The sequence below is a fragment of the Streptomyces sp. NPDC050145 genome (genome assembly GCF_044460245.1).
GTDB lineage: Bacteria > Actinomycetota > Actinomycetes > Streptomycetales > Streptomycetaceae > Streptomyces.
The window spans coordinates 39,006-59,920 of sequence record NZ_JBITJS010000021.1 but is presented as its reverse complement, the minus strand read 5'-3'; the positions used below and the strand labels follow the sequence as shown (position 1 = coordinate 59,920).

19 protein-coding genes and 1 riboswitch are annotated in these 20,915 nt (G+C 70.6%); of the genes, 7 read left to right on the top strand and 12 right to left on the bottom strand.

Annotation, left to right across the window (positions count from 1 at the left end; translation table 11 throughout):
• Positions 1–47: 47 nt before the first annotated feature.
• Positions 48–671, top strand: coding sequence for a TetR family transcriptional regulator (locus ACIBTU_RS33265; RefSeq protein WP_399130397.1), 624 nt, complete (start codon positions 48–50; stop codon positions 669–671).
• Positions 672–693: 22 nt separating this feature from the next.
• Here the strand turns inward: ACIBTU_RS33265 and ACIBTU_RS33260 are convergent, their stop codons facing one another.
• On the bottom strand, positions 694–1,662 hold the full coding sequence (locus ACIBTU_RS33260) for a helix-turn-helix transcriptional regulator (RefSeq protein ID WP_399130396.1): 969 nt from the start codon (positions 1,660–1,662) through the stop codon (positions 694–696).
• A 128-nt stretch (positions 1,663–1,790) separates the two neighbouring features.
• Between ACIBTU_RS33260 and ACIBTU_RS33255 the strand changes: the two genes are divergently transcribed.
• Complete coding sequence (locus tag ACIBTU_RS33255; RefSeq protein ID WP_399130395.1) at positions 1,791–2,378, top strand: TIGR03086 family metal-binding protein; 588 nt, start codon at positions 1,791–1,793, stop codon at positions 2,376–2,378.
• Between the two features lie 11 nt (positions 2,379–2,389).
• On the opposite strand, the gene ACIBTU_RS33250 is transcribed toward ACIBTU_RS33255, so the two are convergent.
• The 10 genes from ACIBTU_RS33250 to ACIBTU_RS33205 all read right to left on the bottom strand — a co-directional run bounded on the left by ACIBTU_RS33250 (position 2,390) and on the right by ACIBTU_RS33205 (position 13,535).
• Positions 2,390–3,265 (bottom strand): thioesterase family protein, encoded by an 876-nt coding sequence (locus tag ACIBTU_RS33250; protein ID WP_399130394.1) that lies wholly within the window; start codon positions 3,263–3,265, stop codon positions 2,390–2,392.
• Between the two features lie 71 nt (positions 3,266–3,336).
• Positions 3,337–4,008 (bottom strand): trimeric intracellular cation channel family protein, encoded by a 672-nt coding sequence (locus ACIBTU_RS33245; protein ID WP_399130393.1) that lies wholly within the window; start codon positions 4,006–4,008, stop codon positions 3,337–3,339.
• Between the two features lie 108 nt (positions 4,009–4,116).
• Positions 4,117–5,454 (bottom strand): ABC transporter ATP-binding protein, encoded by a 1,338-nt coding sequence (locus tag ACIBTU_RS33240; RefSeq protein WP_399130392.1) that lies wholly within the window; start codon positions 5,452–5,454, stop codon positions 4,117–4,119.
• A gap of 23 nt (positions 5,455–5,477) precedes the next feature.
• Positions 5,478–6,578 (bottom strand): ABC transporter ATP-binding protein, encoded by a 1,101-nt coding sequence (locus ACIBTU_RS33235; RefSeq protein WP_399130391.1) that lies wholly within the window; start codon positions 6,576–6,578, stop codon positions 5,478–5,480.
• Complete coding sequence (locus ACIBTU_RS33230; protein WP_399130390.1) at positions 6,575–7,573, bottom strand: ABC transporter permease; 999 nt, start codon at positions 7,571–7,573, stop codon at positions 6,575–6,577. The genes ACIBTU_RS33235 and ACIBTU_RS33230 overlap by 4 nt, the downstream gene beginning before the upstream one ends.
• Positions 7,574–7,683: 110 nt before the next feature.
• Positions 7,684–9,480, bottom strand: a complete 1,797-nt coding sequence (locus ACIBTU_RS33225) for an ABC transporter substrate-binding protein (protein WP_399130389.1) — start codon at positions 9,478–9,480, stop codon at positions 7,684–7,686.
• 70 nt (positions 9,481–9,550) lie between these two features.
• Positions 9,551–10,558 (bottom strand): ABC transporter permease, encoded by a 1,008-nt coding sequence (locus tag ACIBTU_RS33220; RefSeq protein ID WP_399130388.1) that lies wholly within the window; start codon positions 10,556–10,558, stop codon positions 9,551–9,553.
• Between the two features lie 366 nt (positions 10,559–10,924).
• Positions 10,925–11,728, bottom strand: a complete 804-nt coding sequence (locus ACIBTU_RS33215) for an enhanced serine sensitivity protein SseB C-terminal domain-containing protein (RefSeq protein WP_399130387.1) — start codon at positions 11,726–11,728, stop codon at positions 10,925–10,927.
• A 118-nt stretch (positions 11,729–11,846) separates the two neighbouring features.
• Positions 11,847–12,641, bottom strand: a complete 795-nt coding sequence (locus ACIBTU_RS33210) for an enhanced serine sensitivity protein SseB (RefSeq protein WP_399130386.1) — start codon at positions 12,639–12,641, stop codon at positions 11,847–11,849.
• A 246-nt stretch (positions 12,642–12,887) separates the two neighbouring features.
• Entirely contained in the window at positions 12,888–13,535 is a 648-nt protein-coding gene (locus ACIBTU_RS33205) for an AAA family ATPase (protein ID WP_399130385.1), read from the bottom strand.
• Positions 13,536–13,665: 130 nt separating this feature from the next.
• A riboswitch (glycine riboswitch) is annotated at positions 13,666–13,757 on the top strand.
• 153 nt (positions 13,758–13,910) lie between these two features.
• Here ACIBTU_RS33205 and gcvT point away from each other — a divergent pair.
• The 4 genes from gcvT (at position 13,911) to ACIBTU_RS33185 (ending at position 18,297) form a co-directional block, all read left to right on the top strand.
• Entirely contained in the window at positions 13,911–15,026 is a 1,116-nt protein-coding gene (gene gcvT / locus ACIBTU_RS33200; RefSeq protein WP_399130384.1) for a glycine cleavage system aminomethyltransferase GcvT, read from the top strand.
• A 76-nt stretch (positions 15,027–15,102) separates the two neighbouring features.
• The gene (gene gcvH / locus ACIBTU_RS33195) at positions 15,103–15,480 is read left to right on the top strand and encodes a glycine cleavage system protein GcvH (protein ID WP_188336752.1); all 378 of its coding nucleotides are present in this window, start codon (positions 15,103–15,105) and stop codon (positions 15,478–15,480) included.
• 6 nt (positions 15,481–15,486) lie between these two features.
• Positions 15,487–16,743 carry a serine hydroxymethyltransferase gene (glyA, locus tag ACIBTU_RS33190; protein WP_399130383.1) on the top strand — a complete coding sequence of 419 codons (1,257 nt, stop codon included), beginning with the start codon at positions 15,487–15,489 and terminating at the stop codon, positions 16,741–16,743.
• Positions 16,744–16,926: 183 nt separating this feature from the next.
• The gene (locus tag ACIBTU_RS33185) at positions 16,927–18,297 is read left to right on the top strand and encodes an L-serine ammonia-lyase (RefSeq protein WP_399130382.1); all 1,371 of its coding nucleotides are present in this window, start codon (positions 16,927–16,929) and stop codon (positions 18,295–18,297) included.
• Positions 18,298–18,373: 76 nt separating this feature from the next.
• Here ACIBTU_RS33185 and ACIBTU_RS33180 read toward each other — a convergent pair whose 3' ends face one another.
• Positions 18,374–19,726 (bottom strand): aminopeptidase P family protein, encoded by a 1,353-nt coding sequence (locus ACIBTU_RS33180; protein ID WP_399130471.1) that lies wholly within the window; start codon positions 19,724–19,726, stop codon positions 18,374–18,376.
• 199 nt (positions 19,727–19,925) lie between these two features.
• Between ACIBTU_RS33180 and ACIBTU_RS33175 the strand changes: the two genes are divergently transcribed.
• Positions 19,926–20,909, top strand: coding sequence for a LuxR family transcriptional regulator (locus ACIBTU_RS33175; protein WP_399130381.1), 984 nt, complete (start codon positions 19,926–19,928; stop codon positions 20,907–20,909).
• The last annotated feature ends 6 nt before the right edge of the window (positions 20,910–20,915 follow it).

Sequence of the window (20,915 nt, the reverse complement as noted above, 5' to 3'; positions counted from 1 at the left end):
CTCCCGCCGGGTTTCCAATTACGGAGAACAGTTGTTAACTGGATGACATGAGTCACACCCTCGGCATCCGGCAGGCCCAGAAGCAGAAGACACGGCAGGCGCTGCTCGACGCGGCGCTCGAACTGCTGGCGGACCAGAGCCTGAGCAGCCTGGGCCTGCGCGAGGTCACGCGCGCGGTGGGCGTGGCCCCGACCGCGTTCTACCGGCACTTCGACAGCACGGCCGATCTCGGCGTCGCCCTGGTCGAGGAGGCGCTCGGCAGCCTGCACGCGATGATCCGCGACCAGCTGACGGCGACCTGGGACAGTGACGAACGGATCGCGCGGACCGTCGAGTTGATCGTCGGTCACGTCGCCGCGTACCCGGCGCACGTGCGCTTCCTCGCGCGCGAGCGGTTCGGCGGGGTGCAGCCCGTGCGGGAGGCGATCGGCGCGCAGCTCGCGCAGTTCGTCGACGAGGTGCGCGACGCGCTGGCCCTGGAGCCGGACTCGGCCGGCTGGAACGAGGACGACCTGTCGATGCTGGCCCGGCTCTACGTGGACCACATGATGCAGACGGCCGCCGAACTCCTCACCACACCCCCCGAGGACCTCCCCCGCGCCGCGGATCTGGCCGGGCGTCAGCTGCGCCTGATCACCCTCGGCGGCCGCCACTGGCTCGACGGCGCCTGATCCCGGCCACAGCGGTGGGGCGTCACAGCGGTTCGGCCGCGTACATCTGCGTGATCCCGGCCGCGCACCGCGCCAGTTCGGCCCGCACCTCCGGCGGTTCGAGGACCTCCACGGCGGTGCCGAACGGGAGCAGGGTGCGCGCCGCGCCCACGACCCCGTAGGCGAGCCGGACCGTGATCCACTCGGCGTCGGGGGCGGGGTCGGGGTGGTCGAGGAGGGAGCTCGCGCACATGCGCAGGAAGAGGTCGTAGCGGCTGCGGTGGACGCGGGCGACGACCTCCAGTCCTCCGGGCCGCTGCTCGACCCGCTTCTTCAACACAGCCCAGACGTCGGCGAGTTCCACCCCCTTGCGGCGGCGCACCGGCGCGTCCGTGACCCGCGCCTCGCGCATGCGGTCGGCGCGGAAGAGGCGGGGCACGCCCCGGCGGTCGGCGACCAGGTACCAGACGCCCGCCTTGGAGACGAGGCCGTAGGGGTCGACGGTGTAGGTGCGGAGGGTCTCGGTGCCGCTGTGCCGGTAACGGATCCGCAGGCGGCGCTCGGTGAACACGGCGTCCTGGAGCGCGCTGACGTCGACCTCGCGGTGCGGCGGGCCCATCCAGCGCGAGGACTCCACGAGGATGCGGCGGCTGGTCAACTCGGCGGCGGGCCGGTGCGGTTCGGGCAGCGCCGCCATCACCTTGCGCAGCGCCGAGCCGAACGCGGCGTCGAGCCCGAGCGCGCTGTGGGCACCCTGGGCGGCGAGGATGAAAAGAGCGCGGGACTCGTCGGCAGTCAGCCCGGTGACGTCGGTGCGGTAGCCGGGCAGGAGCGCGATGCCGCCGTGCCGGCCGCGCTCGGCGAACACGGGCACTCCGGCCGCGGAAAGCGCCTCGACGTCGCGGTAGATGGTGCGGACCGAGACCTCGAGGCGCTCGGCGAGTTCGGGAGCGGGAACCCGGCCGCGGGTCTGGAGCAGCAGGAGGATCGAGAGCAGGCGGTCGGACTTCACGCCCTCAGCCTCCCGCAGATCGGCCGGAAATGCTGACGGAACCTGTCAGGTAAGGGATCCAGTCTTGGGGTTCCGGCCATTCCTGCCGTTCCCGCCGTTCCCGCCGTTCCCGTCGAGGAGAGATCACCATGGACCCCCGTCCCGCTTTCGAACGCGCCACCGCCCAGGCCGCCCGCCTCGTCGCCGAGGTGAAGCCCGGACAGTACGAAGACCCCACGCCCTGTACGGAGTTCGACGTGCGCCGCCTGGTGTCCCATCTCATCGGCGCGACCCGGCGGTTCGCCGTGCTCGGCGAGGGCGGGGACGCGCTCGCCGTCGAGCCGTTCGCCGACGAGCTCGGGGACGAGGCCTTCGCGGCCGGCTACGAGGACGCGCGGCAGTCCGCGCTCAAGGCCTGGCAGGACGACGCCCGGCTCGACGACCAGGTGACCGTGCCGTGGGGCAAGGTGCCGGGCCGGGCCGCGGTCGCCGGGTACGTCATGGAGACGGTGACGCACTCCTGGGACCTGTGGGACGCGCTGGGCCGGCCGGGCACGCTCGACCCGGAGCTCGCCGCGATCGCGCTCGGCACCGCCCGGCAGGTCCTGCCGGACGGACCCCGGGGCCCCCAGGCCCCGTTCGCCGACGTCACCCCCGTACCCGCGGGCTCGGGACCCTACGGGGAGCTCGCGTCCTGGCTGGGCCGCGAGCCGGTGGACGTACGGAACCGGGGCTGACGCGACAGGTCCTAGCCGAGCCGGACGCGGGCGAGTTGGCGGGACTGGGCCACCAGACGGTCGGCGGAGTCCCAGACCTCCGCGTCCTCCTCCAGGAAACCGCCCGCGAGGTTGCGGGTGGTGATAGAGACGCGCAGCGGGCCGGGCGCCGGGCGGGTGCGCACGTGCACGGTCAGCTCGACGGTCGGCACCCAGCCCTTGAGGCCCATCTCGAAGGCGGTCGGCGGCAGCGCGTCCACCGCGAGGAGCAGCGACAGCGGGTCCGCGTCGCGGCCGTCGGCGAGCCCGAACCAGGCCCGCATCTCGCCCTTGCCGGAGGGTGCGCCGAGTGCCCAGCCGAGGGTGGACGGGTCGAGCTTGAGGTCGAGCCGCCCGGTGATCGCGGAGCTGCCCGGCACCGGCGGGGCGCCCTCGGGGGCGTCGCCCGCGCCGAAGCACTGCTCGATCGGCGGGAACGCGGGCGGGGTCGCGGTGGTGCGCACGTCGTCGGGGAGCGCGTCGAGGTCGCCGTACGACGCGAGCACGCGGATGCGCTCGACCTCGGTGCCGTCCTCGGCGTACTGGAAGAGGGAGGCCGTGCCGGTGGAGAGCGTGCGGCCGGTGCGGACCGTCTCGGTGCGGATCACGGCGGGGCCGGGCGTCGACGCGGTCAGGTAGTGCGCCGAGACCGTGAACGGGTCGGCGTGCGGCAGCGCGTCCGCGAGGGCGCGGCCGAGCACCGCGAGGAGATAGCCGCCGTTCACGGCGTTGATGATCGTCCAGCCGGCGGAGAGGTCGATGTCGTAGACACCGGGCTCGCGCCGGGTGACCGCGGTGTCGCGGTCGAACTCGCTGTCACCGATGTGCGCCGGGACCGTGCGCTCCTGCGTGGATACTGCGTCTGCCATACCCGGAAACGTACAACAGGAACTTACTAAGCGGTAGCTTTCATTCGTGAAGCCTTCGTTACACCGCCTCGTCACACGACCTCGTCGGTCACCTCGGCCGACGACGACCTGCGGTTCCAGGCGCGGGGCGCGCGCCAGTGGTAGTGCATGGCGAGCAGGCGCAGCACGAACGCGGTGACGACCGCGATGCCGCTGGTGACACTGGTCAGGGCGTCGTAGCGGATGCACAGGACGACGATGATCGTGCCGACCATGGCGGGCACGGCGTACAGGTCGCGGTCCCAGCGGACCAGCGACGGCACCTCGTTGGCGATGATGTCGCGCAGCACACCGCCGCCGACGGCGGTGGCCACGCCCAGGGCGGCGGACGAGGTGAGGCCGAGGCCGTAGTCGTACGCCTTCGTCGTGCCGGTGACGCAGAACAGGCCGAGGCCGGCCGCGTCGAAGACGTTGACGGCGGTCTGGGTGCGCTCCACCTCGGGGTGCAGGAAGAAGACCAGTGCGGCGGCGATCAGCGGGGTGATGAAGTAGCCCAGGTCGGTGAACGCGGCCGGGGGCACGGCCCCGATGATCAGGTCTCGGAACAGTCCGCCGCCCAGTGCGGTGACCTCGGCGAGTACGGCGATGCCGAAGACGTCCCAGTTCTTGCGGACGGCCATCAGGGCGCCGGAGATGGCGAAGACGAAGATGCCGACGAGGTCGAGCCAATGCTGGACGGACGGGGTGAACAGTTCCTGGATCACGCGACATTCTTACCTGTCGCACCGGAGTGATCGCCTCCGGTACCCGTGGGACGGGCCGGGGCGGTCGCCGCGTACGGCGTCCACCCCGGCCCGGACCGGTTGTTCTCGCTACTTCTTCTCGGCGTCGGCGTCCTTCTCCGGACCCTCGTCGGACTCGGACTCGGACTCGGACTCGGCCTCGGGCTCGGCAGCCTTCTCCGGTACCTCGGACTCCGCCTCGGCGGAAGCCTCTTCGGGCGCCTCGTCGGTCGCCTCTTCGGTCGGCTCGGCAGGCGTCTCGGCAGGCGCCTCCGGAGTCGACGGCGCCTCCGGCTCCGGTTCCGGCTCGGCCGGGGCCGGGACCGTCACCACGTCGATCGCCTCCTTGGCGACCGCGAGCAGCTTGGTGTCCTCGGGCGCCTGGTCCTCGGCGTTCTCCGGGTGGTGGCAGGCCACCTGGTGCCCGGTGCCGAGCTGGAGCAGCGGCGGCTCCTTGACCGCGCAGATCTCCGTCGCCTTCCAGCAGCGCGTGTGGAAACGGCAGCCGCTGGGCGGGGAGATCGGCGAGGGCACGTCACCGCGGAGCAGGATCCGCTCGCTCTTGGCGCCCCGCCGCTTCGGGTCGGGCACCGGCACGGCGGACAGCAGCGCCTTGGTGTACGGGTGCATCGGCGTGTTGTACAGGTCGTCGCGGTCGGCGATCTCGACGATCTTGCCGAGGTACATCACCGCGATCCGGTCCGAGACGTGCCGGATGACCGAGAGGTCGTGCGCAATGATCACGTACGTGAGGCCGAGCTCCTGCTGCAGGTCGTCGAGGAGGTTGACGACCTGCGCCTGGATCGAGACGTCCAGGGCGGAGACGGGCTCGTCCGCGACGACGAGCTTCGGGTTCAGGGCCAGCGCGCGGGCGATGCCGATGCGCTGGCGCTGACCGCCGGAGAACTCGTGCGGGTAGCGGTTGTAGTGCTCGGGGCTGAGGCCGACGACCTCCAGGAGCCGCTGGACCTCCTTCTTGACGCCGCCCTCGGGCTTGACGCCCTGCAGCTTGAAGGGGGCGCCGACGATCGTGCCGATCGTGTGGCGCGGGTTCAGCGACGAGTACGGGTCCTGGAAGACCATCTGCACGTCACGGCGGAGCGGACGCATGCCGCCCACACCGAGGTGCGTGATGTCGTGGCCCTCGAACTCGACCTTGCCGCCGGTCGGTTCGAGCAGCCGCGTGATCAGCCGGCCCATCGTCGACTTGCCGCAGCCGGACTCGCCCACGACGCCCAGCGTCTCGCCGGAGCGGACCTCGAAGTCGATGCCGTCGACGGCGTGCACGGCGCCCACCTGGCGCTGCAGCAGACCCTTGCGGATCGGGAAGTGCTTCTGCAGCCCGGTCACCTTGAGCAGGACCTCGCCGGGGGCGGCGTCCTTGTTCAAGACCGTGGTGGCGCCATCACTCTGCGCAGGAATGCTCACTGCCGCGTCCTTGGAGTTCTCGGTCACAGCTTCGGCGCAATCTCTTCGGTCCAGATACGCTCCCGCTGCTCCTGGCCCATGTGGCAGGCGGCCCAGTGCTGGGAGCCGACCTCGGTCAGCTCGGGACGGACCGTACGGGTGACGTTGTCCTTCGGGATGTCGGCGTACGGGCAGCGCGGGTTGAAGGCGCAGCCGGACGGGACGTTGATCAGCGAGGGCGGCGAGCCCTTGACCGGGATCAGGCGCTCCTGCTGGTCGCGGTCGAGCCGCGGCATCGAGCCGAGCAGACCCCAGGTGTAGGGGTGCCGCGGCTCCTCGAAGACCTTCAGCGCGGGACCGCGCTCGACGCAGCGGCCGCCGTACATCACGAGGATGTCGTCGGCGAGTTCGGCGACGACGCCCAGGTCGTGGGTGATGACGATGACCGCGGAGCCGAACTCCTTCTGCAGGTCGCGGATCAGGTCGAGGATCTGCGCCTGGACCGTCACGTCGAGCGCCGTGGTGGGCTCGTCCGCGATGAGCAGCTCGGGGTTGTTGACCAGCGACATCGCGATCATCGCGCGCTGACGCATACCGCCGGAGAACTCGTGCGGGTAGTTGTCGACCCTCTTGTCCGGCTGCGGGATGCCCACCCTGTCGAGCATCTCGACCGCGCGCCGCTTGGCGGTCTTCTTGTCGACGTCGTGGTGGATCCGGTACGCCTCCACGATCTGCTGCCCGATCGTGTAGTACGGGTGCAGCGCGGACAGCGGGTCCTGGAAGATCATCGCCATGTCCCGGCCGCGCAGCTTGCGCACGTGGTCGGGGTCGGCGGTCAGCAGCTCGGTGCCGTCCAGCCAGATCTCGCCGGATATCTGCGCCTTGCGCTTGCCGTACTGACCGGCGGTGTGCAGGCCCATGATGCCGAGCGAGGTGACCGACTTGCCGGAGCCGGACTCGCCGACGATGCCGAGGGTGCGGCCCTTCTCCAGCTTGAAGGAGAGCCCGTCCACCGACTTGACGATGCCGTCGTCGGTCGGGAAGTGCACCTTGAGGTCGCGCACTTCCAGGAACGAGGTGGGCGCCGGCGAGCCGGTGTTCACCGGCTCGCTCACGGCGGCGCCGCTCTTGCTGATTCCGGTCATGCGAGCCTCACTCGGGGGTCGATCACGGCGTACAGGACGTCCACCACGAGGTTGGCGAGGAGTACCGCCATGGAGGTGATCAGGGTGACACCCAGGATGATGGGCAGGTCCTGCGTGCGGATGGCGTCGAGGACGGCGCGGCCGAGGCCGGGCAGGTTGAACGTCGACTCGGTGAGGATCGCGCCGCCGATCAGGGCGCCGAGGTCCATGCCGAGCATGGTGAGGATGGGCGTCATCGTGGAGCGCATGGCGTGCTTGCCGATGACGACCTGCTCCTTGAGACCCTTCGCGCGGGCGGTGCGGATGTAGTCCTCGCCGAGGATCTCCAGCATGGTGGCGCGGGTGATCCGGGCGTACATCGCCGCGTACAGGAAGGCGAGCGTGATCCAGGGCAGGATCATGCCGCCCAGGTAGCCGCCGACGCTGTCGGTGAAGGGGACGTACTGGGCGTCGATCCAGTCGAGCCCGAACGCGAAGATCGCGAGGCTGAGCAGACCGGTGAAGTAGATGGGGAGGGAGACGCCGGCGAGGGCGATGACCATCGCGCCGCGGTCCCAGAGGCTGCCGCGCTTGAGGGCCGACAGGACACCCGCCGCCAGACCGAAGATCAGCCACAGGACGGCCGCGCCGAGCGCCAGGCCCAGGGTGACCGGGAAGCGGTCGGTGAGGACCGGCCAGACGGCCTGCTCGGTACGGAAGGAGTAGCCGAAGCAGGGGGCGGCGCACTCGGTGACGTCGCCGCCGCCGGAGTAGGTGCGGCCGACGAAGATGCCCTTGAAGAACTCCCAGACCTGGGAGTAGATCGGGTCGCCGAGACCGAGCTTCTGCCGCACTCCCTCGATGGCGGCCGGGTCGGCCTGCTTGCCCACGAAGTTCAGTGCGATGTCAGCGCCCGCCCACTTGGGGACGAGGAAGAAGATGCAGAAGACCACCATGACGATGACCACGAGCATCACTGCGGCGGCGAACAACCGCCTGATGAGATAAGCGAGCACAGCTCTCGGCCCGCCGCGGACCGCGGGCCACCGGATTGTGTCCAGTGGCCCGCGATACCGCCGCGCCGGCCTTCACCTGCCTTTCGTGCCGTTCGGCGGGTGTGCCGGTATCAGTTGCCGGACTTCAGGCCGAGGTTGACGAAGTCGTACGTACCGCTGTAGCCGTCGGTCGTGTAGACGTTCGCCAGGCGAGAAGAGCGGAAGTTGATGAACTTCTCGAAGACGAAGGGCAGGTAGTAGCCGCCCTCCATCACCTTGTGGTTGATCTCCGTGGAGATCTTGGCCTTCTCGGCGTCGTCGAGCGTCTTCACGTACTTGTCGAAGAGGCCGTCGATCGACTTGTCCTTGATGAGCGCGTAGTTGTTGTTACCGCTCGGAAGGATGTACTTGCTGTCCCACAGCGGGAGACCGTAGCCCTGGACGGTGGGGAAGTCCGGACCCCAGCCCATGATGATGATGCCGTAGCCCTTCTTCTTCACGTTCGAAGTCGAGCCGATGACGCTGCTGCTCTGCGAGCCGTCGTACTGGTCGATCTCGGTCTTGACACCGATCTTCTTCAGCGACGCCTGCAGGGACTGGGCGGTGGCCACCTCGACGGGCTTGTTGTTGCGCACCGCGATCGTGGTGGAGAAGCCGTTCGGCTTGCCGCAGGCCTTGAGCTCTTCCTTGGCCTTGGCGACGTTGCCCTTCTTGTCCGCACCGGCCGCGTTGTACGGGTCGTACTTCTGACCCTCGGCACCGGCGACGGACGGCGGCAGCATGTTGGTGCCGATGTCGCCACCCGCGAGCGGGCCGCCACGGGCGGTCTGCAGCGACTCGTGGTCGGCGCCGATGATGACGGCCTTGCGGCAGTGGATGTTGTCGAACGGCTTGACGCTCTGCGGGAAGGCCGCGTAGCGGATGTAGCCGGAGACCGGGTTGTCCAGGTTGCCCTTGTGCTGCTTCAGGGCGGTGGTGCGGCCCTGCGGCGACATGCCGGTCTGGTTGGCGTCCAGGTCCAGGTCACCGTTGAGCAGACGCTGGTCGAGCTGGTTGGCGTCCGAGAAGAACTGGATCGTGATCTTGTCCGGGTACGCCTTGCGGATCGGGTCCGAGGACTGCTTCCACTTGTCGTTGCGCACCAGGGTCAGGTTCTTGCCCGGGCTGTACGACTGGAACTTGTACGGGCCCGAGGAGAACGGGTGCAGACCGTACTTGGCCTTGGTGTCCTTGTCCTGGCGGACCGGGGACGCCGAGGTCAGCGCGAGCATCTCCTCGAAGTCCGAGTTGGCGGACGGGAGCTTGAAGACGATGGTCTTCTCGTCCGGCGTCTCGATCGCCTTGAGGCCGAGCTTGTCCTTGGCCTTGTCCTTGTACGGACCCTTGTACTCGCCCTTGGGGTCGAGCACGTCCTTCAGGTACACCGGGCCGCCGGACAGGACGTCCTGCGCCCAGACGCGCTCGATGCCGTACTTGATGTCCTGGGACGTGATCGGCTTGCCGTCCTCCCAGGTCAGGCCGTCACGCAGGGTGTACTCGTAGGTCTTGCCGTCGTCGGAGACCTTGGCGAGACCGGTGGCGAGGTCGGGAGTGACCTCGGCGCCCGCCTTGCCCGGCTCGGCCTTGTTGGTGACGAGCTGGCGGCTGTAGTAGCGCGAGAAGTTCCACATGAAGCCGTAGTAGCCACGCGTGGTGTCCCACGAGTCGGCGTCCTGGGCACTGCCGAACTTCAGCGTGCCGCCCTTCTTGGCGGCAGAGGCCTGGGCGACCTTGTTGTTGGCCGCGTCGTAGCCGGCAGCGCCGTTCTTCGAGCCGCCGTTGCCGTCGTCGGAGCCGCCGCCGCACGCCGCCGTGGTCAGCAGCGCCGCGACCGCGGCGGCAGCGGCTACAGCCTGCTTGCGCCGCCCTGAGGTGCGTTGGGTAGTCACGATCGAGCATCCTCCGGAGTTGATGAGAGAGACCCGTGTACCAGCCACGGGACGTTTGAGGTACGGCAGTTCAGCGGGACGCCTTCGGGTCCAGCGCGTCCCGCACGCCGTCGCCGAAGAGGTTGAAGGCCAGGACCGTGATGAAGATCGACACACCGGGGACGATCATGTACATCGGGTCCGACTCGTAGTACTCGACCGCGCTCGAGAGCATCTGCCCCCACGAGGAGGTGGGCGGCTTGACGCCGACACCCAGGAAGCTCAGCGCCGCCTCGGTCAGGATGTTCGTCGGGATCATCATCGTGGTGTAGACGATGATCGGCGCGACCAGGTTGGGCATCAGTTCCTTGAAGAGGATGTAGAGCCGTCCGGCGCCCAGCGAGCGGGCCGCCTCGACGTACTCGCGCTCCCTCATCGAGAGGGTCTGACCGCGGACCACACGTCCGATGTACGGCCATCCGAAGAAGCCGATGACGAGGATCATCACGAAGACCCGGACGCTCGAACCGGTCAGGCCCAGCAGGTGGTTGGGCATCACCGCGACCAGGGCGATCGTGAAGAGCAGCTGCGGGAAGGCCAGCAGACCGTCCATGACCCGGCTGATCAGCGAGTCGACCCAGCCGCCGAAGAAGCCGGCCAGGATGCCGAGGACCGTACCGAGGACGACCGCGACCAGGGCGGACAGGAAGCCGACCAGGAGCGAGACGCGGGCACCGAAGATGATGCGGGCGAAGATGTCGCGGCCGTTGACCGGCTCGACACCCAGCAGGTGCTCGCCGCTCATGCCGCCCAGCGAACCCCGGGGGGTGCCGAACAGCGGGTCGATCAGGTCCTCGTGGTACGCGTCCGGGTCCTGGCCCACCAGGTGCGCGATCAGCGGCGCGAAGACCGCGACCAGGATGAGGACCAGCACGACGACACCGCCGGTGAGGGCCAGCTTGTCCCGCTTGAGGCGCTCCCAGGCGATCCGGCCCAGCGAACGTCCCTGGACCTTCTTGGTACCGGTACTCGCTGCCGCCGCCTCTTCGGCCGCGCTGGGGGCCGCCTCGGCGGTCGGCTCATGCAGTGGTGCCGTCATCAGGCAAGGACCCCTCTCAACCGGCGGTAGCCGGCCCGCACTTGCCGCTGTAGCGGCGTGATCAGTCCGTCGTACAAAGAGGCGAAGCCCCTAGGAGAGGGAGTGTTCAACCTGTGCGTGATCTGTTGCCAGACCTGTCGGCGAAAGGATGCCTAACCGTGATGCTGCCTAGGGGGTTCCGTTATCCGAACAGCAGTGAACGGGGTGCGGACGCGGGGCAGTTGTGGCGGAAGTGGCGCCAGAGGGGACATTGCACCCAGATCACGAAATCGCCGCTCTACGTGATCGGGAGGAGTGATCGGAGGGTGAACGGGGGCGATCGGGGGCGATCGGGGGTGAACGAGGGTGATCAGGGGGGCTGATCGATCAGTAGGAGGCGCCGTACGGCGGCGGGTAGCCGTAACCGCCCCCGCCGGCGGGGGCCGCCGGCGCGGCGTGGGCCTCGCGGTCGTAGAACGGCCGCGCGTTCGCCCGCAGCCACAGCGCGACCGGGTCGTACTCGTCCGACATCGCGACGGTGGAGACCGGCAGGCCGTCGGGCACCGCCGTGATCGACTGCTGCATCATCCCGCGCACCGCGTCCACCGAGGCCGGGGACGTGTCGTAGACGTCGAGGCCGATGGCGAGGTACGGGGCGCCCAGCGCGGGCTGGACCCAGGCGCGGCGCAGGGAGCGGATCGCGGTCGTCCGGTGCGCGTTCTGCGCGAGGACCGCGTAGAACTGCGGGATCTCGATCGACGGGTCGGAAAGGCGCAGCGGGCCCGCGGGCTGCCGGTCCAGGCCGCCCGCGAGGCGCCGCAGGTCGAGCCAGGGGATGCCGACGCCGCCGCCGGGGGCGTGCGGGTTCAGCCACAGGCCGTAGTGGTCGGGGTACAGGGTGCGGGCCGCGTCGACGCCGCCGACCACCTCGTAGGCCCGCGACCAGCCGGAGGCGGAGAGCTCCTGGGCGGAGGTGACACAGGGGGCGTACGAGAAGCCGTCGATCTCCATGTTCCCGTACTGGGCGTCGGGGGAACCGGCCTGGCCGTGCCAGAGCAGCATCCAGACCTGGCCGGACGCCGGGTCGGCGAGCGCCTGAAGGAGCGCCTCGTACGCGTCGAAGCGCCCCGGGGTCACCTGGCGCAGCATGTGCTCGACCTGTCCGGCCGCGGCCGTGCCCGACGCACTCACCCGTAACCGCCCCTTCGTGAACGTCCGTGTACCGCTTCGACCGGAGGGCGGCACGCCGTCCGGTCAGGTCATGAAACCAGCTTAAGCGGCGTTCCTGACACCGACTTGACGGACGGCGTCATCCTTCCCGCACATAGAACGGGCGTACGTGCGTCCGCATCCAGTCGGCGACCGGGTCCTGGGTCACGTCGAGGAAGACCAGATTGACCGGCCAGGCCAGCGGGGCGCGGCCCAGCGCGCGGCCGAGCGCGTCCAGCGGGAGGTCCCGGGCCTCGCCCTCCCACCGGCTCAGTTCGACGCCGACGAACAGGGACGGGGTGGCGTCCTCGACGACGGCCAGACAGCGGCGGGCGCTGAGCACGGCGCCGGTCGCCTCGAACTCCTCCCGGACCGCGGTCAGGAAGTCCACCGGGTCGTCCTGCCAGTCCGGCTCGGACAGCACGACGCGGCCGCCGGTCGACGGGCCGTCCAGCGGGGTGCGGCCGCTGCGGGCCAGCTCGGCGACGGCGGGCGGGGGCAGCGGCAGGCCGACGGCGCCGTCCGGGTTCAGGACGATGCCCGCCTGGGGCGGCAGGCCGCGGGCGAACTCGGCGGCCGGGGCCACGGTGCAGTCCATGCGGCCGCCCGTGACCTGGGTGAACTGCTGCTCGGAGGTGAAGACGGGGACGAAGGCCTGGCCCTGGATCTCCAGGGTCGGCAGGTCGAGGTCGCGGCTGGCCGCGGTGCCACCCTTCGGGAGCGGGATCCATATGTGGCTGCGGCCCAGGACCTCGACGATGCGCGGTCCCGTCACCTCGCCGGGCTGTCCCACCGCCGCGGCGAGCACTTCCTCCAGCTCGTTCGCCGGCCAGCCGGTCCCTGCGGGGTGCTCTCGACCGGGTTCTTGCTGGTCCGGGATCCCGGGGTGCTCCATAGCTGCGCCTTACCTCTGCCTGACATGTCGTGCCGCCGCGCCGACGATATCCCGTGGGTGGGTGGCGGGTCATGCGGGTCGCCTGCGGGCCGGTGGGGCTTCTCGCGCAGTTCCCCGCGCCCCTGAAGGCATGCGCTGCGCGCAGCCTTCATCGGGGAAATGCCGCCCGCAGGGCGTGCATTTCAGGGGCGCGGGGAACTGCGCGGCCGGCCACGACGGCGGGAGAGCCGCCGGCGAACGGCAAGCTCACCCCCGGAACGCGATCCCGCCCAGGACATCCGTCGCGGCCCGGTCCAGGAGTACCGCCGACGCGACCCCCGCCGGGAGGACCCCGCGTTCGACCTCGGCCACGAGCGACCCGACGGCGCGCCGGTGCCGGGCGAAGGCGTAGCGGGACACCCCGCGCCCCCGGTCCCGCTGACCGGCGAGCGCCAGGTCCTCCGGCACGTCGAGCAGCAGCAGGTGGACACCGACCCCGCGCCGGCGGGCCGTCCGCGTCACCCATCTCCGCACCCACGCCTGCGTCCCGCAGTCGTGCACGACGACACTGGCCCCGGACCGCATGGCCCGCCGCAGCCCCGCGTAGTGCGCGACCCGCACCAGCGGCCGGTACAGCGCGTACGGCACCCAGCGCGGCACCCGGGCGGCCCAGCGCTCACGGGTGTCCTGGGAGTCGATGCCGACCACGGTGACGGCCCGCCGCATCAGCGTGGACTTGCCGCTTCCGGGCAGCCCCGAGAGCACGACGAGATCCCCCGCCGCGAACGCGATCCGGCGCGGGGTCCGGCCCTCCCGCCCCCGCAGATCCCGCACCGAGCGCTGCCTCGGGATCCGCACCCGCTGCGCCGCCGCGGCCCCTGTCGTCGCGTACGCCGCCGCGACTGCCTTGTGCACCGTGATCGTCCTCCCCGTTCCGGTCACGCACTCTTGCCCGCCAAGTGTAAAGAGACGGTAATGCCCTACAAGGGGTTTCCCCGTTCGACGGGCATGCAATGATGTGCGCGCAAACTGCATACCGGCCGCTTGAATCCGCGCGGGAGAGTTCCGGGTCACCCCGGACGCCGAAGGAGCAAGTCCCTCCCTTGAATCTCTCAGGCCCCGTACCGCGCGGGCGAGGCAGATCTGAAAAGCGGGCCGCCTTCTCACGTACGGCGGTCCCACCCAAGGTGCAAGCCCCTCGGGGCGAACCTCTCAGGTTCCGATGACAGATGGGGAGGACCTCCTTCGGAGATCTCTCTGCCATCGCCGTCACGCCCGGGAGCACCCGCCATGACCCGTACCACCGCCCTTGACGCCCTGCACCGTTCGCTGGGCGCCACCATGACCGACTTCGCCGGCTGGGACATGCCGCTGCGCTACGCCAGCGAGCGTGACGAGCACAACGCGGTGCGCACCGCGGCCGGCCTGTTCGACCTGTCCCACATGGGTGAGATCACGGTCACGGGCCCGCAGGCGGCCGACCTGCTCAACCGCGCGCTCGTCGGCAACATCGGCTCGGTCGGCGTCGGCCGCGCCCGCTACACGATGATCTGCCGCGAGGACGGCGGCATCCTCGACGACCTGATCGTCTACCGCCTCGGCGAGACGGAGTACATGGTCGTCGCCAATGCGGGCAACGCCCAGATCGTCCTGGACGCCCTCGTGGAGCGCGCCGCCGGCTTCGACGCCGAGGTCCGCGACGACCGTGACGCGTACGCGCTGATCGCGGTGCAGGGTCCGCACTCCCCCGCCATCGTGAAGTCCGTCACGGACGCCGACCTGGACGGGCTCAAGTACTACGCGGGTCTGCCGGGCACGGTCGCCGGTGTCGAGGCCCTCATCGCCCGCACCGGCTACACCGGCGAGGACGGCTTCGAGCTGTTCGTCGCCCCGGCCGACGCCGAGAAGCTGTGGCAGGCGCTGACCGAGGCGGGCGCCGAGTACGGCCTCGTCCCCTGCGGCCTGTCCTGTCGCGACACGCTGCGCCTGGAGGCGGGCATGCCGCTGTACGGGCACGAGCTGACCACCGCTCTGACGCCGTTCGACGCCGGTCTCGGCCGCGTCGTGAAGTTCGAGAAGACCTCGCACGGCGACGACTTCGTCGGCCACGACGCGCTGAAGGAGGCCGCGGCGAAGGCCGAGGCGAACCCGCCGCGCAAGCTCGTCGGCCTGATCGCCGAGGGTCGCCGGGTGCCGCGCGCCGGCATGGCCGTGGTCGCCGACGGCCAGGTCGTCGGCGAGGTCACCTCCGGTGCCCCGTCCCCGACCCTGGGCAAGCCGATCGCCATCGCCTACGTCGACGCGGCGCATGCCGAGCCGGGCACCACGGGCGTCGGCGTGGACATCCGCGGCACGCACGAGCCGTACGAGGTCGTGGCCCTGCCGTTCTACAAGCGTCAGAAGTAGTCCCGCCCGATCCCCTCGGGCGTCCTACGCGCCCCTCTGTCACCAGCACCTTCCCGCGTACAGGAGAATTCGCACCATGAGCAACCCCCAGCAGCTGCGTTACAGCAAGGAGCACGAGTGGCTGTCGGCCGTCGAGGACGGCGTCGCCACGGTCGGTATCACGGAGCACGCGGCCAACGCGCTCGGTGACATCGTGTTCGCCCAGCTCCCCGAGGTCGGCGACACCGTCACCGCGGGCGAGAGCTGCGGCGAGCTGGAGTCCACCAAGTCGGTCTCCGACCTGTACTCCCCCGTCACCGGTGAGGTCGTCGCGGCCAACCAGGACGTCGTCGACGACCCGGCCCTGGTGAACTCGGCCCCCTTCGAGGGCGGCTGGCTGTTCAAGGTCCGCGTCTCCGAGGAGCCGTCCGACCTGCTCACCGCCGACGAGTACACCGAGTTCTCCGGGAGCTGACCCCTGATGTCCGTACTGAACCAGTCTCTGCACGAGCTCGACCCGGATGTCGCGGCCGCCGTCGACTCCGAGCTGAAGCGCCAGCAGTCGACCCTGGAGATGATCGCGTCGGAGAACTTCGCTCCGGTCGCCGTCATGGAGGCCCAGGGCTCGGTCCTCACCAACAAGTACGCCGAGGGCTACCCCGGCCGCCGCTACTACGGTGGCTGCGAGTACGTCGACGTGACCGAGCAGATCGCGATCGACCGGGTCAAGGACCTGTTCGGCGCCGAGTACGCCAACGTCCAGCCCCACTCGGGCGCCTCGGCGAACCAGGCGGCCCTGTTCGCGCTGGCCAAGCCCGGTGACACGATCCTGGGCCTGGACCTCGCGCACGGCGGTCACCTCACCCACGGCATGCGCCTGAACTTCTCCGGCAAGCAGTTCGACGTGGTCGCCTACCACGTCGACGACTCCGGCCTGGTCGACATGGCCGAGGTCGAGCGCCTGGCCAAGGAACACCGCCCGAAGGTGATCATCGCCGGCTGGTCGGCGTACCCGCGTCAGCTGGACTTCGCCGAGTTCCGCCGCATCGCCGACGAGGTCGAGGCGTTCCTGTGGGTCGACATGGCCCACTTCGCCGGCCTCGTCGCCGCCGGGCTGCACCCGAACCCCGTCCCGTACGCCGACGTCGTCACCTCCACGACGCACAAGACGCTCGGTGGCCCGCGCGGCGGCATCATCCTCGCCAAGAAGGACTTCGCGAAGAAGCTCAACTCGTCCGTCTTCCCGGGCTTCCAGGGCGGTCCCCTGGAGCACGTGATCGCGGCGAAGGCGGTCTCCTTCAAGGTCGCCGCGAGCGAGGACTTCAAGGAGCGCCAGCAGCGCACGATCGAGGGTGCCCGCATCCTCGCCGAGCGTCTGACCTCCGAGGACGCCCGCAAGCACGGCGTGAACGTGCTCTCCGGCGGCACCGACGTCCACCTCGTCCTCGTCGACCTGCGCGAGTCCGACCTGGACGGGCAGCAGGCCGAGGACCGCCTCCACGAGGTCGGCATCACGGTCAACCGGAACGCCGTTCCGAACGACCCGCGCCCCCCGATGGTCACCTCCGGCCTGCGCATCGGTACCCCGGCGCTGGCCACCCGCGGTTTCGACGCCGACGACTTCCGCGAGGTCGCCGACGTCATCGCCGAGGCCCTCAAGCCGGCCTACGACGCCACCGCGCTCAAGGCCCGCGTCACCGCGCTCGCCGACAAGCACCCGCTGTACCCCGGCCTGTAAAGACCGCGCCGGAGTTTCGTACCCTTTTGTAGGTACGTCCGTTCGGGGCACCGCGCACACTGGACACTGGAAGACAGATACCAGCGTGCTCGGTGCCCCGACCGCTGTCCCCCCCCTGCGCACGCTTTCTCTGCACCACCCCGGCAGACAACGGCGTCTACCACCCACCATTGGAGTCCCACCGTGGCCATCTCGGTCTTCGACCTGTTCTCGGTCGGTATCGGCCCGTCCAGCTCCCACACGGTCGGCCCGATGCGTGCCGCCCGGATGTTCGCCCGGCGCCTGAAGAACGAGGGCCTGCTCGCCCACACCGCCCAGGTGCGCGCCGAGCTGTACGGGTCCCTGGGCGCGACCGGCCACGGCCACGGCACCCCCAAGGCCGTCCTGCTCGGCCTGGAGGGCGAGTCCCCCCGCACCGTCGACGTCGAGCACGCCGACGAGCGCGTGGAGGAGATCAAGGAATCGGGTCGCCTCAACCTCCTCGGCGCCCACGACATCGCCTTCTCCTTCGACGACGACCTGATCCTGCACCGCCGCAAGGCCCTGCCCTACCACGCCAACGGCATGACCCTGTGGGCCCACGACGCCGACGGCACCGAGCTGCTGTCCAAGACGTACTACTCGGTCGGCGGCGGCTTCGTCATCGACGAGGACGCGGTCGAGGGCGCGAACCCGATCGTCCCGGACGACACCGCGCTGAAGTACCCCTTCCGCACCGGCGACGAGCTCCTGCGCCTGGCCCAGGAGACGGGCCTGTCGATCCCCGCGCTGATGCTGGAGAACGAGAAGGCCTGGCGCACCGAGGACGAGATCCGCGCCGGTCTCCTCGACATCTGGCGGGTCATGCAGGCCTGCGTCTCGCGCGGCATGGCCCACGAGGGCATCCTCCCCGGCGGTCTCAAGGTCCGCCGCCGCGCCGCCGGCTCGGCCCGCAAGCTGCGCGCCGAGGGCGAGCCCCTCGCCCACGCGATGGAGTGGATCACCCTCTACGCGATGGCCGTGAACGAGGAGAACGCGGCGGGCGGCCGCGTCGTCACCGCGCCGACGAACGGTGCGGCGGGCATCATCCCCGCGGTCCTGCACTACTACATGAACTTCGTGCCCGGCGCGGACGAGGACGGCGTCGTCCGCTTCCTGCTCGCCGCAGGCGCGATCGGCATGCTGTTCAAGGAGAACGCCTCGATCTCCGGCGCCGAGGTCGGCTGCCAGGGCGAGGTCGGTTCCGCCTGCTCCATGGCCGCCGGCGCTCTCGCCGAGGTCCTCGGCGGCAGCCCCGAGCAGGTCGAGAACGCGGCCGAGATCGGCATGGAGCACAACCTCGGCCTCACCTGCGACCCCGTCGGCGGCCTCGTCCAGATCCCCTGCATCGAGCGCAACGGCATGGCCGCCGTGAAGGCCGTCACCGCGGCGAAGATGGCCATGCGCGGCGACGGCAGCCACAAGGTCTCCCTCGACAAGGTCATCAAGACCATGAAGGAGACCGGCGCCGACATGAGCGTCAAGTACAAGGAGACCGCCCGCGGCGGCCTCGCCGTCAACATCATCGAATGCTGACGCGATAGGACACGAGAAGGGCCCTGACCAGCGCATTCATGTCGGTCAGGGCCCTTCCGCATGTCCAGATGCCGAGTCAGCCCGCGAAGCGGGCCATCCACTCCTCGACCTCGTCCGCCGAGCGCGGCAGGTCGGCGGACAGGTTCTCGTGGCCGTCGGCGGTGACCAGGAGGTCGTCCTCGATGCGGACTCCGATGCCGCGCCACTCCTCGGGGACGGTCAGGTCGTCGGGCTGGAAGTAGAGGCCCGGTTCGACGGTGAGGACCATGCCGGGTTCGAGGACGCCGTCGACGTAGGTCTCCGTGCGGGCCTGGGCGCAGTCGTGGACGTCCAGGCCGAGCATGTGCCCGGTGCCGGCCATCGTGAAGCGGCGCTGGAGGCCGAGTTCGTAGGCGCGGTCGGCCGGGCCCTCGATGAAGCCCCAGTCGACGAGCCGCTCGGCGAGGTGGCGCTGGGCCGCCTCGTGGAAGTCGCGGTAGGCGGCGCCCGGCTTGACGGCCGCGAAGCCCGCTTCCTGCGCCGCGTACACGGCGTCGTAGACCGTGCGCTGGATCGCGCTGAAGGTGCCGCTGATCGGGAGGGTGCGGGTGACGTCGGCGGTGTAGAGGGTGCGGCCCTCCACGCCGGCGTCGAGGAGCAGCAGGTCGCCGGGGCGGACGGGGCCGTCGTTGTCGGTCCAGTGCATGATCGTGGCGTGGTCGCCGGCGGCGGCGATGGTGCCGTAGCCGAGGGCGTTGCCCTCCAGGCGGGCGCGGCGGAAGAACGTGCCCTCGATCCAGCGCTCGGACGTCGCGATCGCGCGGGACAGCTCGGAGACGACGTCGGTGAAGCCGCGGACGGTGGCGTCGACGACGGCCCGCATCTCGCCGATCTCCCAGGCGTCCTTGACGGCGCGCAGCTCGGAGAGGGCCTCCTCGAGGGCGGTGTCGCGCTCCGGGTCGGTGACGACGGCGGCCTCGAGGGCGGCGTCGACGCCGCGCACGATGCGGGTCGGGACGCCGTTGCCCGCGGCGAGGTCGGCGGCGGCCGTGCGCACGTCGCGGCAGGGCAGGCCGAGGACGCGCTCCGCCTCGGCGAGGGAGGCGCGGCGGCCCGTCCACAGTTCGGCGTGGTAACCGGACCAGAACTCGTCGTCGGTGCGGCTGTCGCGGGGCAGCTGGTAGCAGTAGGCGTCGTGGCCGCCGTCGGCGCGGGGTTCGAGGACGAGGGCGCCGTCGCGGGCCTGGTCGCCGGTCATGTGGACGTAGGCGGAGTGGGCCCGGAACGGGTAGGTGTCGTCGTTCGAGCGGACCTTCAGATTCCCGGACGGGATCACGAGCCGCTCGTGCGGGAAGCGCGCCGAGAGCTCGGACCGGCGCACGGCCGCGTACGGGGCCTGCGGGTCCGCGGTGAGGTCGCGCCGCTCGGTGTCCGCCCAGCCGGTGCGCATGGACGCGGACAGCTCCGCGGAGATCCCTGTGTACAAGCCGTTCTTCCGGCCCACTGTGTCCGCCCTTCGGGGAGTGGAGGCGCCGCCGGGATGCCGGCGGCTCGGCGAAAGTAGCGCCCGGCCGCGTCCCGTGGTGCCCTGTGGTGCCACTGGCACGGATCGGCCATCGGGCCCCGTCGGGGCGGTCCATAATGCGGCCATGACGAACGCGCAGCTCGGTGAGGCCCTGCGGCTCCTGGGCGTCGGTCCGGCGGCGGCCCGGGTCTATCTCGCCCTGCTCGATCTGGCCCCCGCGCCGCTGGAGGAGGTCGCGGCGGCGGCCGGGCTGGACGGGCCGGGGCTCGTGGCGGCGTACGAGGAGCTGGTCGACGCGGGGCTGGCGAGTGCGGCCGGGGCGGACGGCGAGGTGGTGGCGCCGGTGGCGCCGACGGCGGGGCTCGAGGTGCTGGCCCGGCACCGGGCGGCCGAGGTCGAGAAGTCCCGCACGCTGGTCACGGGCGCCTTCGACACGTTCCGGCGGCGCCGGCTCGCCGCCTACAACGACCAGCTCGTCGAGCTCGTGACCGGCGACGCGATCGGACCCCGGATGCGGCTGGCCTGGGCGTCGGCGCGGCACCAGATCCGGCAGTTCGAGTCACCCCCGTACTCCCCCATCCCTTCGGCCACGGAGGACGCGCTGGCCACACTGGCGCGCGGGGTGACGCAGCGGGTCGTGTACTCGCGCGAGTCCCTCGAGCACGCCGACCACTTCAAGCGGACCGTGGAGCCGTGCATCAACGCGGGCGAGCAGGCCCGGGTGCTTCCCTCGGTGCCGGTCAAGCTCCTGATCATCGACGACGCGTACGCCCTGGTCTCGCTGTCGATCCAGGAGGCCGACGTGCTGAACACGATGCTGGTCGTGCAGCCGTGCGGGCTGCTGTCCGCGCTGGTCGCGCTGTTCGAGCAGGCGTGGCAGCAGGCGCTGCCCTTCCACGGCAGCACGGCCCGGCCCGGCGGACTGCCGCCCGCGGACCGGCGGTTGCTGTGGCTGCTCGCGGGCGGGGCGAGCGACGAGGTCGTGGCCCGTGAGCTGGGCATCAGCCGCCGTACGCTCTTCCGCCGGCTCCAGGTCCTGATGGCCCGCCTCGGCGCCGCGAACCGTTTCCAGCTGGCGCTGCAGGCCCAGCGTCAGGGCTGGCTCTGACGCCGA

What these genes read in the sequence shown, in the direction of transcription:
- ACIBTU_RS33265 (WP_399130397.1), top strand. Translation starts at nt 48, where the DNA reads ATGAGTCACACCCTCGGCATCCGGCAGGCCCAGAAGCAGAAGACACGG.
- ACIBTU_RS33255 (WP_399130395.1), top strand. Translation starts at nt 1,791, where the DNA reads ATGGACCCCCGTCCCGCTTTCGAACGCGCCACCGCCCAGGCCGCCCGC.
- ACIBTU_RS33250 (WP_399130394.1), bottom strand. Translation starts at nt 3,265, where the DNA reads ATGGCAGACGCAGTATCCACGCAGGAGCGCACGGTCCCGGCGCACATC.
- ACIBTU_RS33235 (WP_399130391.1), bottom strand. Translation starts at nt 6,578, where the DNA reads ATGACCGGAATCAGCAAGAGCGGCGCCGCCGTGAGCGAGCCGGTGAAC.
- ACIBTU_RS33220 (WP_399130388.1), bottom strand. Translation starts at nt 10,558, where the DNA reads ATGACGGCACCACTGCATGAGCCGACCGCCGAGGCGGCCCCCAGCGCG.
- ACIBTU_RS33210 (WP_399130386.1), bottom strand. Translation starts at nt 12,641, where the DNA reads ATGGAGCACCCCGGGATCCCGGACCAGCAAGAACCCGGTCGAGAGCAC.
- gcvT (WP_399130384.1), top strand. Translation starts at nt 13,911, where the DNA reads ATGACCCGTACCACCGCCCTTGACGCCCTGCACCGTTCGCTGGGCGCC.
- gcvH (WP_188336752.1), top strand. Translation starts at nt 15,103, where the DNA reads ATGAGCAACCCCCAGCAGCTGCGTTACAGCAAGGAGCACGAGTGGCTG.
- glyA (WP_399130383.1), top strand. Translation starts at nt 15,487, where the DNA reads ATGTCCGTACTGAACCAGTCTCTGCACGAGCTCGACCCGGATGTCGCG.
- ACIBTU_RS33180 (WP_399130471.1), bottom strand. Translation starts at nt 19,726, where the DNA reads ATGCGCACCGGCTGGGCGGACACCGAGCGGCGCGACCTCACCGCGGAC.
- ACIBTU_RS33175 (WP_399130381.1), top strand. Translation starts at nt 19,926, where the DNA reads ATGACGAACGCGCAGCTCGGTGAGGCCCTGCGGCTCCTGGGCGTCGGT.